This window comes from Pseudooctadecabacter sp., from assembly GCF_965657175.1.
In the GTDB taxonomy this organism is placed as follows: domain Bacteria; phylum Pseudomonadota; class Alphaproteobacteria; order Rhodobacterales; family Rhodobacteraceae; genus Octadecabacter.
This window is the reverse complement of record NZ_CBFHNH010000001.1, coordinates 455,064-470,729: the sequence shown is the minus strand read 5'-3', so window position 1 is coordinate 470,729 and position 15,666 is coordinate 455,064. Positions and strand designations below refer to the sequence as shown.

The window sequence follows — 15,666 nt, the reverse complement described above, 5'->3', positions numbered from 1 at the left end:
GGGGACAAATGCCATAATCGCAGCGCAAGCAGGCCAAGGACCCCAAGACCCATGCAAACAGTAATCCTCGGCGCACAAGGCAAGCTCGGCGGTGTTTTGCACCGTCATGCGCGCCGCGCTGGTCTGGGGTGGCTTGGACAGGGGCGCCGCGAAGGTGTGGATTTGCTTTGGTCGCCCGATTGCGCCCCAAGGGCAGAGGTTTTCCCAGCTGGCGGCACGGTGATCAATATGATCGGACGTGCCAGTCCCGACGAAAAGGCCCTGCGCCACGCCAATATTGAACTGACCCGCCAAATTCTTCATCACGCGACCGCCCACGGCGTAGCCCACGTGGTCCTCGCCTCATCAGCGGCCGTGTATGGGAATGCCGCCGATGGTCCGGTTGCCGAAACCGCCACACTGTCACCACTTATCCCATACGGTCACAGCAAGGCGGAGATGGAGGCCGTGGCCGCCGATTATGCACAAAGACCCGACAGCCCTGCGCTTACGATCCTGCGCATTGGCAATGTTGCGGGATCAGACGCGCTGACCGCGATTGCCCGTCAACGCTGCACCACAGGCGAACCCATGGATTTGCACCGCTTCCCCGATGGCGCCGCGCCGGTGCGGTCCTACATCGGGCCCCGCGATCTGTTTGACGTCGTGACGGCCGTTGCCCAGACACCGCCTGCCTCGTCCCGCATATTGAATGTCGCAGCCCCGACCCCTGTTGATCTGGAGGCCGTAATGACGGCCTATCAAACACATTTTCTGCCCGACCTCAGGTGGCAGGACACACCGGTGCCGAACGGCGTGCCAAAACAGGTCATCCTGTCGACACAGGCCCTGGAAAGGCTGATCCACCTCCCGTCAGGGCCAGACTACGCCGCAAAGATGGCCCTTCAGGTCAAACAGGACCTCGCCCCATGAAGCGTGTTTTTGACATCACCTGCGCGGTCTTGATCCTCGTCCTTTCCGCGCCGGTCCTGATTATCGTCGCTGTCTTGATCCGGCGACATGATGGTGGCCCTGTCTTCTATGTGGCCGAGCGGATGAAGACCCCTAAGCAGCCGTTCGACCTCATCAAGTTCCGCACAATGTCCAACGTTGAAGCCTCACAAAATGCGGGCGTCACCGGCGGCGATAAATCGGACAGGATCACCCCCATTGGGCGCATCCTGCGGCGGTTCCGGCTGGACGAATTGCCACAAGCCATCAACGTGTTGCGCGGCGATATGAGCATCGTTGGACCCCGCCCGCCCTTGCGCCAATACACCGACGCTTTCCCTGATCTTTACACCTGCGTCCTGCGGTCCCGTCCGGGCATCACGGGTCTTGCGACATTGCATTATCATCGGCACGAAGAACGGCTTATTTCCCGCGCGACCACGCCGGAGGAAACCGAAACCATCTATACGCGGCGCTGCATCCCCCGCAAAGCGGCGCTCGACCTGATATACCAGCGCCACGCATCCGTGTGTTTTGACATTGTGATCCTGTGGCGGACCATCGCCCGTGTGTTGGGGCGATGAAACCACAAGGCGGCCCTGACTTATGGCCGCCGCACGTTTTCACTGGTCCGCCGGACCTATCCCGCGCTATGACACAGCCAAAATAAACGAGGCGCGCCCATGAAAATCGCAGTCATCGGCACAGGCTATGTTGGTCTTGTGTCAGGAGTATGTTTTTCCGATTTCGGACACGAGGTTGTCTGCGTCGACAAGGATCCTTCCAAGATCGAGATGTTGGAGGCCGGGCAGGTCCCGATTTTTGAACCCGGTCTTGAGGATCTGATGGCCAAGAACGTCGAGGCCGGCCGGCTGACGTTTACCATGGATCTGGCCTCTGCCATCGACGGGGCCGAGGCCGTGTTCATCGCCGTGGGCACCCCCACCCGTCGGGGCGACGGGCACGCCGACCTTACGTTCGTCATGGCCGTGGCCGAAGAAATCGCCAAAGCCGCCACCCATTACACCGTCATCGTCACCAAATCGACCGTGCCCGTGGGCACCAACCGCGCCGTCAAACAGGTCGTGCGCAAGGCGAACCCAGATCTGGAATTTGACGTGGCCTCCAACCCCGAATTCCTGCGCGAAGGGGCCGCGATTGACGACTTCATGCGCCCCGACCGCGTGGTTGTCGGCGTGCAGACCGACCGCGCCGCAGACGTGATGGCCGGCATCTACAAGCCGCTTTTCTTGCGTGATTTCCCCATCGTGACGACCGATCTGGAAAGCGCCGAGATGATCAAATACGCCGCCAACGCGTTTCTGGCGACCAAGATCACCTTCATCAACGAAATCGCCGCCTTGTGTGAAAAAACCGGTGCCGACATCAAACAGGTGAGCAAGGGCATGGGCCTTGACGGGCGGATCGGCAACAAGTTCCTGCATGCGGGCCCCGGCTATGGCGGGTCGTGTTTCCCCAAAGATACCAAGGCCTTGGCCCGGATCGGTCAGGAACATGCCGTGCCCATGCAGATCACCGAGACCGTCATCAAGGTGAATGAAGAGGTCAAACGCCGGATGATCGACAAGCTGCTGGACCTGTGCGACGGCACCTTCAACGGCAAGACGATCGCGGTCCTCGGCGTGACCTTCAAACCCAACACCGACGACATGCGCGACGCCCCCGCCCTGACAATCGTCCCCGCCATGGTCGGCGGCGGCGCAAAGGTTCGCACTGTCGATCCGCAGGGCATGCATGAGGGAGAGGCGCTGCTGCCCGGCGTGAAATGGATGGATGACCCCTATAAGGCGGCACGCAACGCCGATCTGGTGGTGATCCTGACCGAATGGAACGAATTCCGCGGCCTCGATCTGAAACGGATGGCCAAACACATGTCGACCGCCCGCATGGCGGATTTGCGCAATATCTATTCGACCAAAGACGCCAAACGCGCAGGGTTTAAGGCCTATATCTCTATTGGGCGTACGCCGCTGGAAACCACGGACGAGGGTGCATAATGCCAAAGGCACTTATCACCGGCTCTGCCGGATTTATCGGCTATCACCTGTCCAAACTGCTTCTGGCCAAAGGGTTCGAAGTGGTGGGCTTCGACGCCATGACGGATTATTACGATGTCCGTCTGAAAGAACGGCGTCAGGCCAATCTGCTGCAATCGGCGGGCTTTCGAGCTGTCAATGACCGGCTGGAGGCGGACGGGGTGCTGCATGATCTGGTGGCGGAGGAACGCCCCGATTACGTTGTCCACCTCGCGGGACAAGCGGGCGTGCGCTATTCCATCGACGCCCCACGATCCTACGTGGATGCCAACATCATCGGCACGTTCAACCTGCTTGAAGCGGTGCGCGCCACACCGGTGAAGCACCTGCTGCTCGCCTCGACCTCCTCTGCCTATGGCGCGAATACGCAGATGCCCTACACCGAGACGGACAAGGCCGACACGCAGATGTCGTTTTATGCCGCCACCAAAAAGGCGAATGAGGTCATGGCCCACAGCTATGCCCATCTATACGACATTCCCACCACCATGTTCCGCTTCTTCACGGTCTACGGCCCGTGGGGACGGCCTGACATGGCGCTGTTCAAATTCACCAAGGCGGTGCTGAACGGGGACGCCATTGACGTCTACAACCATGGCGACATGTCCCGCGACTTCACCTATGTCGAAGACCTCGTGCGCGGGATACACCTGTTGCTGGACGCGGTGCCTGAACGGCTGGATGAGGTGCCCGATGGCGACAGCCTGTCGCCCGTCGCCCCCCACCGCATTGTCAACATCGGCAACGGCGAACCCGTGCAGTTGATGGCGTTTATCGAAGCGATTGAGGCGGCCTTGGGCCAGACCGCGCAAAAGAACTTCATGGACATGCAGCCCGGCGATGTCCCTGCCACATGGGCCGACGGATCTCTCCTCAAATCCCTCACGGGCTACACGCCGCGGACCGACGTGCAAACCGGTGTGCGGGCTTTTGTCGACTGGTACCGCGACTATTACGAGGTTTGATGCGCCCGAGGCGCGGGCAACGTCTGCAGCCGCCTGAGCGCGGCCTGCCCTGCGTGCCGCCCCGTGGCCAGACAACCGGTGATCAAATAGCCGCCCGTCGGCGCCTCCCAGTCCAGCATCTCACCGGCGCAGAACACACCGGCCCTGTCGCGCAACTCTAAGTCGTCGGTCAGTGCATCAAAGCGGACGCCACCGGCGGTTGAGATCGCCTCATCCATAGGCCGTGGGGCCAAAGGCGGAAAGGGCAGCGCCTTGAGCGTCGCGGCAATATCCTGTGCCCCGCGCCCGAATTCATTGAACAGAGCGCGTTTTACGCCATCGAGCTTCAACGTTTTGCGCATAGCATTGGCCAAGGATTGCTTGGATTTGCCGGAGGCCAGCCGCGTGCGTATGTCGTCAACAGTCATGTGCGGCAGCAGGTCCACCACCAAGGGCGACCCGTCGCGCATGGCGGCGGACACCGCGTAGATGCCGCCGCCTTCGATCCCGCGTTTTGAGATCACGAATTCCCCACGGCTTTGAACCCCACCAGCCGTCAGGTGACAGCCTTTGACGGCAGCGCCGAAATGCGCGGTCATATGCGGCGACCAAGGCACCTCAAACCCGACGTTGGCCGGCTGAAACGGCGTCATCACCTGCGGCATAACACCGGCCCAAACGCCATCCGATCCAAGCCGCGCCCAACTGGCCCCGCCCAGCGCCAGAACAGTGACGCGCGCCACGATCCGCTTTTCGCCATCGGGGGTGTCAAAGACGGCCGAGGGTCCATCCCAGCCGGTCCAGCGCCAGCGGGTCCGGACCTCAACGTCTTGGTCCGCCAACCGCCCCATCCACGCACGCAACAGGGGGGACGCCTTCATCACCTTGGGAAACACGCGACCCGTTGATCCGGTGAACACCTCTTGCCCCAGGGCTTTGGCCCAACCCTGCACGGCCTCCGGCCCGAAATCCGTCAACGCCGGGGCCAGCGCAAAACGGGCGGCGCCATACCAGGCCCGAAACGCATCGGCAGGTTCGTCTTTTGTCAGGTTCAGACCGGACTTTCCCGCCATTAAAAACTTGCGCCCAACGGTGGGCATCCGGTCGGCCACAACGACGCTGTGCCCTCCAGCCGCGATCACTTCGGCGGCCATTAATCCCGCAGGGCCACCCCCAATGATCAGGGCGTCGATCACTCGGGCAGCGCGGGGGCCGCGCCCTTGAAGTGTACGACACGTTGCGGGAATGGAATTTCGATGCCTGCGTCTTTCAACGCGTTCCAGATCGCAAAGCGCACATGGCTGCGGTATTTGTTCTTGCCGTCATCGATCCCGTTCACCCAGAATTCCACGACAAAGTCGATGCCGCTGTCGCCAAACCCATCCAGTTCCACATCAGGTTCTTCGGGCTGATCCAGCACGAAATCCAACGCCGCCACTGCAGGCCCCACAATATCAGGAATGCGGTTGATGTCGGTGTCGTAGCTGACCGAAAATGACACATCATACCGGTTGGCGGACCCGCTGTCGGAATAGTTAACCACCCGTGTGACGATGAAATCCTCGTTCGGGACAACGATCCATTTGCCGTCATAGGTTTCAAGGATCGCGGCGCGAGCGGTCATGCGCACGATCGTGCCGGCCTCGCCCCCGTCAAGTTCGACGTAATCGCCCACGGTCGCCTGACCTTCCAGCAGCAAGATCACACCGGACAAGAAATTGGACGCAATTTTCTGCAAGCCAAAACCGATACCAACACCCAAGGCACCGGTCAGCACCGCAAGGGATGTCAGCGGAATACCGGCGATGTTCATCGCCACAAGGAAGGCCACACCAAAAATCGCAATTTCAGCCGCTTTGGCCGCCAACTGCCGCGTGGCAGGGCGCATTTCCTGCTTTTCAATAATCGCTGAGGATTGATCATTGGACCAACGGCCCAACCAGAACATGACCGACGCCACCACCAAGAACCGCAGCAAACCCAACAGGGAAAACGACATATTCCCCAGCGGGATAATCGTCGTTTCCATCCAGACCATCAGCGGATCAAGAAAACCCAACGCATAGATCGCGGCCAATGGCACCAACACCATTTTGCCCAACGCCTTGAGCATCGGATCGGTCAGCATATCGCGCACAAAGGCGCGCACGGCCAAGAACAGGAAGACCCGTTTACCGAAGGCGATGACCTCACCCGATCCGAAGATCGACCGCGTGACCTGCTCGCCAATGGCCGTCAGACCGAAGGCCAGCAGCGGCAACAGCAGGGGTAGGAACAACAGCACAAACCGGCGCACTTTCGCCAAGATCGTTTCGGTCCCCTCCGCAGGCGTCAGCAGTTGGGTCAATTTGGGGTTCAGTTTCCGGGTGATGACAACGGCTGCCAAATAAGACCCGACCAGCAACGCAAACTGGACCCAGTTTGCGGGGTCAATGATCCACGCCAACGCCACGTCGAAGGCCGTCGTCCCGTAGCCCATCACAGTATTCAGCATATTTTCCATGCAGCCGTTCCCTCCAGCGCGTTACCGCCAGTTAAACGAGGCTTAGCCGTCAAGCAACGCTTTGATGCCTTTGATCTGATCCAAAGGCGCGGCCAAAGTCGGTGCGATCATTGTGTCGACCGTGTCCTCCAACGCACCTTCTGCGATGATATCGATCAATCCGGCTGCCTGACCTTCAAGTGCGGTGATTTTCGCGCCGGTCAAAAGGATGCGTTTGGCCAGCGCAGGACCCACGAGTGCCTTCAGCCGTGCGGGATCGGACGGTTGGGGCAGAACGCCGATCTTGATCACCGGATAGAATACCTTGGCCGACGGCACGGCGATCCGCAGATCACAGGCCAGGATCATGCCCATGGCCCCCCCTGCACACGACCCGTTCAACGCCGCAACGCTCACCCCCTCAAACCCGGCGATGGCCGACGACAATCGTTCCCATGCGGGTGATGTGGCCAGCGTCCCAAGGCGGACGTCGTCCAGATCGGCGCCGGCGCTAAAGACGGACCCTGCACCTGTGATCACCAGCACTTTGCAGGCCGCACCTTCGACGTGGTCAGCCAGTTCGTTCAACATCGCTTCGGTCAGGGCATTGGCCTTGTCAGGGCGATTGATCCGCAACGTCAGGCGGTCCGGCGTCGTGATCGCCTCAATCATATCAGACCAACGGCGCGGCGGATGTCTTCGTCGCGTAAGGAAATGTCGTCGCCCAGATAGCTGTTAGCGTCGGATGTGCACATCCACATCAACGCCTTGGCGGGCCATTCGGGCGGGATATGATCGGACCACTCAAGCTGACTGACCGGATTGATGCCCGACGCCTTGATGTTGCGCTGCATATCTGTCGCCACAGTGCCGGGGGACAGGCCAAGGATGCGCAGGCCCTTGTCGCGGGATTCCTTGTCGGCGCAGCGGGTCAGCATATAGGCCCCCGCCTTTGACGCACAGTAGGAGGACCAACCCTCTACCGGGCCGTGGGCGGCACCTGAGGACACGGTGATGATCGTGCCTGCGCCACGGTCAATCATCCCTGGCATGGCCGCGCGCATGCCGTTGAACACACCTTTAAGGTTCACGTCGATGGTGGTGCCCCATGCGTCAGGGTCGGCATCGGCCAGATGGCTGATCGGGTCCAGCAATCCGGCATTGCCGATCAATACCTCCAATGGCCCAAACGCGGTTTCGGTCTTGCCGATGGCGTCCACCACGGACCCGTAGTCGGAAACGTCGCAAGGCACCGCAATGGCGGCATCCCCCAAGTCATCCGCCAGTGCCTCAATCGCGCCTGCGGACCGCGCAACCAACGCGACTTTGCCCCCTGCGGCCACAAATTCGCGTGCCGCGGCCGCACCAATGCCGCGGCTGGCCCCTGTGATCAAAACCACTTTTCCTGTCATATCCATCGCGCAGCCTCCTGAAAAAATGCATAAATCCAACCGATCACCCCGACGGTGTCACGTTTTCCTGACCTTGACCCTTCGCGGCTGAGTTGAAAAGCTCTGCTACGAAACTTTCAGCAAAGGAATTGCTATGCGTCGTTTGTCCGCCCTTAAGTGCACCCCTCTTTTTGCAGCGATCCTGTTCGGCACGACCGCCTCTGCGGATGTGACGGCCCAACAGGTCTGGGACAGCTGGACCACCCAAATGGAAACCTACGGCCAAGGGTTCAGCACCGGTGACGAAACGATGTCAGGCGATACGCTGACCATTTCGGACGTGACGATTGAAATGTCCGATGATGAGGTCACGGTTATGGCGGATGTGGGCGATATCGCCCTGACTGAAAACGGCGATGGCACCGTCAATATCACCATGGCCGACAGCTATCCGCTGACGATGGAGTTCACCCCGCAGATCGGGGATGCGACGACCCTGAATATGACAGTGGCCCAATCGAATATGGTCATCCTCGTGTCCGGTGATCCGGGCGCACTGCAGTATGATATCACCGCCGATCTGTATTCGTTCACCGCAGACAGCCTTGAGGGTGAGGGTGCGAAGGACGTCGAACTGGGCCAATCCGCATTGATTATGCGCGACATGGCAGGGACCTATTCCGTGACCGAAGGCGACCTGAATGAAGTCGACTACAGCTTCGATCTGGGCGCGCTGGATATCGATGTGAACATCACCGAACCGGGCGGCGGCAACTCTGTCAAAGCGGCGGCTGATCTGGCCGATCTATCGATGAACGCAGCCATCGCGATCCCCGCCGATATGGACATGGACGCTGATGTGCCACCCTTCGCTGATGGTCTTGCCATGGACGGCGGATACACCTTTGGCGACGTGCGCTATGTCTTCGACATCAAAGGCGACGGCGAAGAATTCGCCGGCACGGCCGTGGTAGAAAGCGGCGGCATGGACTTCGGTTTCGACTTTGATCGCGTGTCTTACAGCGGCGGTGCGCAGGGCATCGATCTGAGCATCAGCGTCCCGCAGGAGCTCCCCTTTCCAATCGATGTGACCATGGCCAAATACGGCTTCGACTTCGGCATGCCGCTAAGCACCGGTGAAGGCGGCCCACAGGACGCACGGCTGGCGTTTGATTTCACCGAACTGTCTGTGAGCGATGGGATTTGGAACCTCTTTGATCCGGCTCAAATCTTGTCCCGCGACCCAGTTACCATCGCGCTGGGTTTGGACCTGCAATTCACCCCCTTCTTTGATTTCCTTGATCCCGCCCAGCAAGAGGCCATGATCGGCAACGATATTCCGGGGGAGTTGAACGGTGTTGAGATCACAGAACTGACCGTGCGCGGTGTGGGCGCTGAGATCACGGGCGACGGGGCCTTCACGTTCGACAACACCGACCTGACCACTTTTGACGGCTTCCCCCGTCCGCAAGGTGAAGTGAACCTTGCGATCAATGGTGTGAATGCCCTTATCGACAATCTGATTCAGATGGGTCTGATCCCCCAGGATCAGGCGATGATGCCACGCATGATGTTGGGAATGTTCGCCACACCTGTCGGCGATGATATGCTCACCTCGACCATTGGCGTAAATGCCGAAGGCCATGTCCTCGCCAATGGTCAGCGCCTGCGCTAAACTGCGTCCAACAGGTATTAGACGGTGGCCTGCCCCGCGCGGGCCACTTTCATTTTAAGGAGACGATTATGCACCGTACACTGACCACCAGCCTCATCGCGCTCAGCGCTGCTTTGGCAACCCCGGCGTTGGCCGACGTAACCGCCGCCGATGTCTGGGCGAACCAGCAGGCGCTGATCGATGCCGCAGGCGGCACCTTGGCCGGTGATCTGTCCGGCGGGTCTGTCACACCAGAATTGAACTTTATCCTGCCTGAAGGGGAAGCGTCCTTTCAGATCACGGCCGATGCGATTTCCATGACAGACAATGGCGACGGCAGTGTCACGATCAGCTACCCATCGCCCATGGCGATCACCATGTCAGGTGGTGCCAAAGGCGAAGGGTCCTTTACCGCCGATCTGGTCCTGACCCACGACGGCTACACTGCCATCGCCACAGGGCAACCGGGCGACATTGCCTATGACACCGACGGCAGCAACCTGCGTGTCGAAATCCAGAACGTGTCCGTGGATGGCAGCGGTGCATCCAACTTCGACATGACCGGCTTTCTGACTATGACCGAGTTTTCGAACGACAGTCGCATCACCGAAGGCAACCTGATCAGCTATGTCACCCAATCCATGACCGGCGACAGCGTCGCGGAATTCAATTTTACCGCTGATAACGTGTCATCGACCACGATCCAGAACACGCAGCCCACACAGACATCCATCAACGCAAGTCTGCCTGTGGGTGGGTCCAATATCCTGAACCTCAGCAAAGCCATACGTGATGGCCTCAGCGTCATGATCAACAGCGTCGGCAAAGGCACGACCTCAAGCACGGTCACGAACCTGAATGGTGAGGCGTTGAACCGGCAGGAAAACAGCACCGGCGCGCAAACCTTTGCGGTGACCTTGGGTGAAGAGGGTATGACGTTAGACGCCGATGCCTCGGACTTCACTTTCTTGATGAACGATCCGCTGATCTTCCCCGGCGACCTCGAATTCGCCATGGCTGGGATTTCGGCCAACTACGATTTCCCCCTCAACGCCTCTGATGAGGCGCAGGATTTCCGTGCGGCAACATCACTCACCGGCATCACGATGGCGGATACGATCTGGAACCTGTTTGATCCCGCAGGTCAGCTGCCCCGCGACCCGGCGGACATCACGTTCGATCTGACGGGCCTGGGCACCAACGGCGTGGACCTGCTGGACTTTGCCACATTGTCCCAGATGGCAGGCCCACCCCCGGTGCAGGTTGACGAAGTGACCATCGAAAACCTGCGCATCGCCGCTGTCGGGGCTGAGGCCACGGCAGCAGGTGCCATGACCTTTGACTGGACCGATTTCCAGACAATCCCCGGCATGCCACGTCCCGAAGGCGCTGTGACGATCAACCTCAACGGGGCCAATGCGCTGATGGATACGCTGGTTGAAATGGGCTTTGTCCCAGCCGAGGACCTGATGATGCCACGCATGATGATGGGCATGTTCGCCACGCCAGTGGGGGATGACATGCTCGAATCCGTCATCGAAGTGAACGACCAAGGCCACGTGCTGGCCAACGGTCAGCGCCTTCAGTAACCGATCTTTGCGGCGGCCCACCCTTGCGGGCCGCCGCAACACGGACTACCTCAGCGGGCAAGCAAAGGAAGTTCCATGACCCAATCGCTTGCCGATCTTACCCACCGTCTTATTGATGCCGCCAAAGCCGCAGGCGCCGATGCCGCTGATGCTGTTGCTGTTGCAGGCACGTCTGTATCCATCGACGTGCGCAATTCTGTGCTGGAAGAAGCCCAACGCGCCGAAGGCACCGACATCGGGTTGCGCGTCTTTGTTGGCAATCGGTCTGCCAATGTCTCTGCCTCGGACACGTCAGACCGCACGATTGAGGAAATGGCCCAGCGGGCCGTCGTCATGGCTGGTGCCGCGCCCGAAGACCCCCATGCAGGGCTGGCCGACCCCGCGCAACTGGCCACCGACCTTGATGCCAGCCGTCTTGATCTGGTGGACATGGGCGAAGAGCCCGACCCCGCATGGCTCGAAGGCCAAGCGCGTGAGGCCGAGGCCGCAGCGCTGGCCGTCGAAGGTGTCACGCAAGCCCAATCCACCACCGCCGCCTATGGTCGCCGTCAGGTGCATCTGGCCGCCACAAACGGATTTTCCGGCGGCTACGAAAGCACCGGGCACACGTTGAGTTCTGTTGCCATCGCAGGGACCGGCACGGGCATGGAACGCGATTACGACTATGACAGCCGCATCCATTTGTCCGACCGCCGTACTGCTGCTGACATCGGGCGCGTTGCAGGTGAACGCACAGTGGAACGCCACGGCGCGCGGCGGCCCAAAACAGGCACCTATCCCGTGGTGTTTGATGAACGCATCGCGTCTTCGCTGATCGGGCATCTGCTGTCCGCGTCCAATGGTGCATCTGTCGCCCGTGGGTCATCGTGGCTGCTGGGCAAAGTGGGCGAACGCATCCTGCCCGATGGCATCGACCTGATCGAAAATCCACACCGCCCCCGTACCGCAGGATCGCGCCTGTTTGATGGTGAGGGCCTGCCAACATCGGAACGGATGATCATCGAACGCGGCATTCTGACCGGCTGGACGCTGGATCTTGCGACCGCGCGCAAGCTGGACCTGACCAGCACGGCCAGTGCGTCACGTGGGACCTCAGGCCCGCCATCGCCGTCTGTCACCCACGTGGCACTGACACAGGGCCGCCAGTCGCGGGCGGATTTGTTGCAGGATATGGGCACGGGTCTTTTGATCACCTCGATGATTGGATCGACGATCAATCCCAATACAGGCGATTATTCGCGTGGGGCGTCTGGCTTTTGGGTGGAAAACGGCGAAATCGCCTATCCGGTCAATGAATGTACCGTCGCGGGCAATCTGCTGGACATGCTGGGCCGGATTGTGCCCGCCAATGACGCGCGCACACATCTAAGCCGCGTGGTGCCCAGCCTGATGGTTGACGGGATGACACTGGCCGGTGAATGACCTCGACCTTCTGATTGCGGCCGCCCGCCAGTCGGGCGACATTGCACGTGGCTATTTCAATGCAGCCCCCGAGGTGTGGGAAAAGTCCGACGGCCAAGGCCCCGTGACCGAGGCCGATTTGCACGTGAACCGCCAGCTTGAGGCGGATTTGCAAGCCGCCCGCCCCGACTACGGCTGGCTGTCCGAGGAGACCGAGGACGGCGCCGCGCGCCAAGCCACCGACCGCCAATTTATCATCGATCCTATCGACGGCACACGGGCCTTCATCGAAGGCAGTAAAGACTGGGCGCATTCGTTGGCGATCGCCGAAGAAGGCCGTATCATCGCAGGTGTGGTATACCTGCCCATGCGGAACGCGCTTTATGCGGCAGCGGAAGGTCAAGGCGCGACTCTGAATGGCGCACCGATCACCGTGCTGGACGACAAGCCCATCAACACGGCCACCTTGCTGACCACAAAGCCGACCGTGGACCCCGCCCACTGGACCGCAGGCGTGCCGCAGTTCAAACGCACCTTTCGGTCGTCGCTGGCGTTTCGTTTGGCGCTGGTGGCCGAAGGACGCTTTGACGGCATGTTGACGTTTCGCCCCACATGGGAATGGGACGTCGCCGCGGGCAGCCTGATCGTGACAGAGGCAAGCGGCCACGCCACCACCAAAGACGGCCAAGCCCCGCGTTTCAACAACCAACACCCACAGATCAACGGGATGGTCGCCGCAGGCGGCATTCACCCCCAGATCATGACGGCCTTAAAATAGGTCAGCTTTACGCGGCCACCGGCACGCCCTAGTCTGCCCCCAACTCAACTGAGCAAAGGTTTCTCCATGTCCCAACGTCTTCACCTCGTCTTCGGTGGCGAACTTGTCGATCCGACCAAAAACGCCTTCAAGAACGTCGATGATATCCACATTGTCGGCATGTTCCCGAACTACGAAGCAGCCTTTAACGCCTGGAAAGCCGAAGCACAGCGCACCGTGGACAATGCCCATATGCGGTATTTCATCGCCCATATTCACCGACTGCGGGATGAGGAACAGCCCGCGTCCCCCACCGAAGAACTCGATTAAAGCTGGGTCGGGCCTGTGATCTGGGTCCACTGCGGGGAGGCGGACTGCGTCGCGTCAACACGGTCCTTGGTGCGCCGGTTGGTAGACCGCAGCGATGGTATGGACGTCCTTGTGACAGCCCACCCCGCGCTCCTTGAACAGCTGGATGACGTGCCGCCGTCGGTGATCAAAGACATGCCGCCCGCCGACAGCCCCACCCGTGCGCGCACCTTTCTGGATCATCGTAAGCCCAGCACGTTGCTTTGGAACGGCGGTGATTTGCGCCCTGCGTTGCTGCGCGCCGTCGCTGCATCCGACGTCCCCGCGACATTTATGAATGCCCGTGTGGCGGGCGTGATTGCGGGCGCATCCCGTTGGATTCCCGGCGCGGCCAAAGCGGCCGTTCAGGCCTTTGACACAATCCTGACCGCCGATGGCGCCACCGCCACGCGGCTGCGGCGGGGCGGGGTTTCAGCGGACAAGGTTCGCGCAACCGGCCCGATTTTAGAGGACGCGACACCGCTGCCCCACGACGCCAATGAACTGACCGTTATGGTCGAAGCGCTAGGTGCGCGTCCGGTCTGGTTTGCGGCCAACATTGACGCAGCCGAGGTGACGCATATGGCCGCCGCCCATCTGGCCGCCAGCCGCAAAAGCCACCGCATGATGCTGTTGATCACCCCTGCCGATATCGAAAGCGGTGCAAAAGTGGCCGCCATCCTGCGGGAGACTGGCCTGAAAACCGGCATCCGGTCCGAGGGCGATGACCCGACCGCCGAAATGCAGGCCTATGTCGCGGATTTGCCGGATGAATTGGGCCTTTGGTATCGCACGGCCCCCCTGACGTTCGTCGGCGGCACTCTTAGCGGTGGGGACGTGACCTCCCCCTATGATCCGATCATTCTGGGGTCAGCGGTGGTCCATGGCACACGCAAGGCGCCCCATCAGACCCGCTTTGACCGATTGGCGAGTGTTGAGGCCAGCCGAGAGATCCGCTCTGCCTCGGAATTGGGGATTGCGGTGGGCACGTTGCTGTCACCCGAACAAACGGCCCGCATGGCACTTGCCGGGTGGGAGGAAATCACCCGCACCGCTGAGATCACCAATGACATCATCGAAACGGCCCTGGCGCATGCAGACGGCGAAAGGTCGGCCCCATGAAACCGCCCCTGTTCTGGTACAAAACCCGCAGCCTGCGTGCGGCTTTGCTGGCCCCGCTGGGGGCGTTGTATGCCAAGGCGACGGCCATTCGCGTGGCAAAAACGCCTGAGTACAAGGCGGCTATCCCCGTGATCTGCATTGGCAATATCAACGCAGGCGGAACCGGTAAAACGCCAACCGCCATGGCGCTGGCCATGCGGCTGACCGATCAGGGCCACCAAGTCCATATCGTCAGCCGCGGCTATGGCGGCAGCGAGGTCGGCCCGGCGCAGGTTGACCCCCAAAGTCATACTGCTGCTGATGTGGGGGATGAACCGCTGCTGCTGGCGGCCTTTGCGCCCACATGGGTGTCCAAGGATCGCGCGCAGGGGGTGCAACAGGCTGAGGCCGCGGGTGCCACCATCATCCTTCTCGACGATGGGTTCCAGAACCCGTCGGTCGACAAAGACCTGAGCATCGTGGTCGTCGATGCGGTTAAAGGGTTTGGCAATGGGCGCACCCTGCCCGCCGGTCCTTTGCGCGAACCCGCAGCCACGGGTCTTGCCCGAGCGGATGCGCTGCTGGTCATCGGCCCGGACCATGCCCGCCGTGCCTTTCAACCCGTGATACCTGCCACCTGCATCCGCGTCGACGGCCAGCTTGACCCGTTGCCCACGGGGATGCCGATGCAGGGCGTGCCGGTGCTGGCCTTCGCAGGCATAGGCCATCCGGAAAAGTTCTTTGCCACTCTGAAGTCCATGGGTGCCGACGTGGTGCGGGGTGAAGCATTGGACGATCACCAGCCCCTAACCGACAGCCTGATGCTGCGGCTGGAGGCGGAGGCCAAGGCCCGTGGTCTACAGTTGGTCACGACCGAAAAAGACGCCATTCGCCTGCCTGACACCTTCCGTCCCAAGGTCATTACGATCCCTGTGCGACTGTCCGTGCAAGACTGGTCCGCCTTGGACAAAAAAATCGCGGCACTAACCTAGCGCCGCGATCTATTTCGTTC

General features: G+C 60.8%; 15 protein-coding genes. 11 read left to right on the top strand and 4 right to left on the bottom strand.

Annotated elements, in window-relative coordinates; genetic code table 11:
* Window positions 1-51 precede the first annotated feature (51 nt).
* The 4 genes from ACTG36_RS02300 to ACTG36_RS02285 all read left to right on the top strand — a co-directional run bounded on the left by ACTG36_RS02300 (window position 52) and on the right by ACTG36_RS02285 (window position 3,952).
* A complete protein-coding gene (locus tag ACTG36_RS02300; RefSeq protein WP_439141325.1) occupies window positions 52-912 on the top strand; it encodes an NAD-dependent epimerase/dehydratase family protein in 861 nt (286 codons plus the stop codon).
* Window positions 909-1,514, top strand: a complete 606-nt coding sequence (locus tag ACTG36_RS02295; RefSeq protein WP_375281104.1) for a sugar transferase — start codon at window positions 909-911, stop codon at window positions 1,512-1,514. The genes ACTG36_RS02300 and ACTG36_RS02295 overlap by 4 nt, the downstream gene beginning before the upstream one ends.
* Window positions 1,515-1,613: 99 nt before the next feature.
* Window positions 1,614-2,948 carry a UDP-glucose dehydrogenase family protein gene (locus ACTG36_RS02290; protein WP_375281105.1) on the top strand — a complete coding sequence of 445 codons (1,335 nt, stop codon included), beginning with the start codon at window positions 1,614-1,616 and terminating at the stop codon, window positions 2,946-2,948.
* On the top strand, window positions 2,948-3,952 hold the full coding sequence (locus ACTG36_RS02285) for an NAD-dependent epimerase/dehydratase family protein (protein ID WP_375281106.1): 1,005 nt from the start codon (window positions 2,948-2,950) through the stop codon (window positions 3,950-3,952). Before ACTG36_RS02290 ends, ACTG36_RS02285 begins: the two co-directional genes overlap by 1 nt.
* On the opposite strand, the gene ACTG36_RS02280 is transcribed toward ACTG36_RS02285, so the two are convergent.
* From ACTG36_RS02280 to ACTG36_RS02265, 4 genes are read right to left on the bottom strand one after another with little or no spacing between them, the layout of a single operon-like run.
* A complete protein-coding gene (locus tag ACTG36_RS02280; protein WP_375281107.1) occupies window positions 3,940-5,127 on the bottom strand; it encodes a TIGR03862 family flavoprotein in 1,188 nt (395 codons plus the stop codon). The genes ACTG36_RS02285 and ACTG36_RS02280 overlap by 13 nt on opposite strands.
* On the bottom strand, window positions 5,124-6,434 hold the full coding sequence (locus tag ACTG36_RS02275) for a mechanosensitive ion channel family protein (RefSeq protein WP_375281108.1): 1,311 nt from the start codon (window positions 6,432-6,434) through the stop codon (window positions 5,124-5,126). The genes ACTG36_RS02280 and ACTG36_RS02275 overlap by 4 nt, the downstream gene beginning before the upstream one ends.
* 42 nt (window positions 6,435-6,476) lie before the next feature.
* Entirely contained in the window at window positions 6,477-7,085 is a 609-nt protein-coding gene (locus ACTG36_RS02270; protein ID WP_375281109.1) for an enoyl-CoA hydratase/isomerase family protein, read from the bottom strand.
* Window positions 7,082-7,831: an SDR family oxidoreductase gene (locus tag ACTG36_RS02265; protein ID WP_375281110.1), complete on the bottom strand. Its 750-nt coding sequence runs from the start codon at window positions 7,829-7,831 to the stop codon at window positions 7,082-7,084. Before ACTG36_RS02265 ends, ACTG36_RS02270 begins: the two co-directional genes overlap by 4 nt.
* A gap of 127 nt (window positions 7,832-7,958) precedes the next feature.
* Here ACTG36_RS02265 and ACTG36_RS02260 point away from each other — a divergent pair, with 127 nt between their 5' ends.
* The 7 genes from ACTG36_RS02260 to lpxK all read left to right on the top strand — a co-directional run bounded on the left by ACTG36_RS02260 (window position 7,959) and on the right by lpxK (window position 15,646).
* Window positions 7,959-9,479, top strand: coding sequence for a DUF2125 domain-containing protein (locus tag ACTG36_RS02260; RefSeq protein WP_375281111.1), 1,521 nt, complete (start codon window positions 7,959-7,961; stop codon window positions 9,477-9,479).
* Between the two features lie 68 nt (window positions 9,480-9,547).
* Complete coding sequence (locus ACTG36_RS02255) at window positions 9,548-11,047, top strand: DUF2125 domain-containing protein (RefSeq protein WP_439141321.1); 1,500 nt, start codon at window positions 9,548-9,550, stop codon at window positions 11,045-11,047.
* Between the two features lie 75 nt (window positions 11,048-11,122).
* Window positions 11,123-12,469, top strand: coding sequence for a TldD/PmbA family protein (locus ACTG36_RS02250; RefSeq protein ID WP_375281112.1), 1,347 nt, complete (start codon window positions 11,123-11,125; stop codon window positions 12,467-12,469).
* Entirely contained in the window at window positions 12,462-13,226 is a 765-nt protein-coding gene (locus tag ACTG36_RS02245; RefSeq protein ID WP_375281113.1) for a 3'(2'),5'-bisphosphate nucleotidase CysQ, read from the top strand. The genes ACTG36_RS02250 and ACTG36_RS02245 overlap by 8 nt, the downstream gene beginning before the upstream one ends.
* A 66-nt stretch (window positions 13,227-13,292) precedes the next feature.
* Window positions 13,293-13,535, top strand: a complete 243-nt coding sequence (locus ACTG36_RS02240) for a DUF4170 domain-containing protein (RefSeq protein ID WP_375281114.1) — start codon at window positions 13,293-13,295, stop codon at window positions 13,533-13,535.
* A gap of 15 nt (window positions 13,536-13,550) precedes the next feature.
* Window positions 13,551-14,675 carry a 3-deoxy-D-manno-octulosonic acid transferase gene (locus tag ACTG36_RS02235; protein ID WP_375281115.1) on the top strand — a complete coding sequence of 375 codons (1,125 nt, stop codon included), beginning with the start codon at window positions 13,551-13,553 and terminating at the stop codon, window positions 14,673-14,675.
* The gene (gene lpxK / locus ACTG36_RS02230) at window positions 14,672-15,646 is read left to right on the top strand and encodes a tetraacyldisaccharide 4'-kinase (protein WP_375281116.1); all 975 of its coding nucleotides are present in this window, start codon (window positions 14,672-14,674) and stop codon (window positions 15,644-15,646) included. Before ACTG36_RS02235 ends, lpxK begins: the two co-directional genes overlap by 4 nt.
* Window positions 15,647-15,666: the final 20 nt, after the last annotated feature.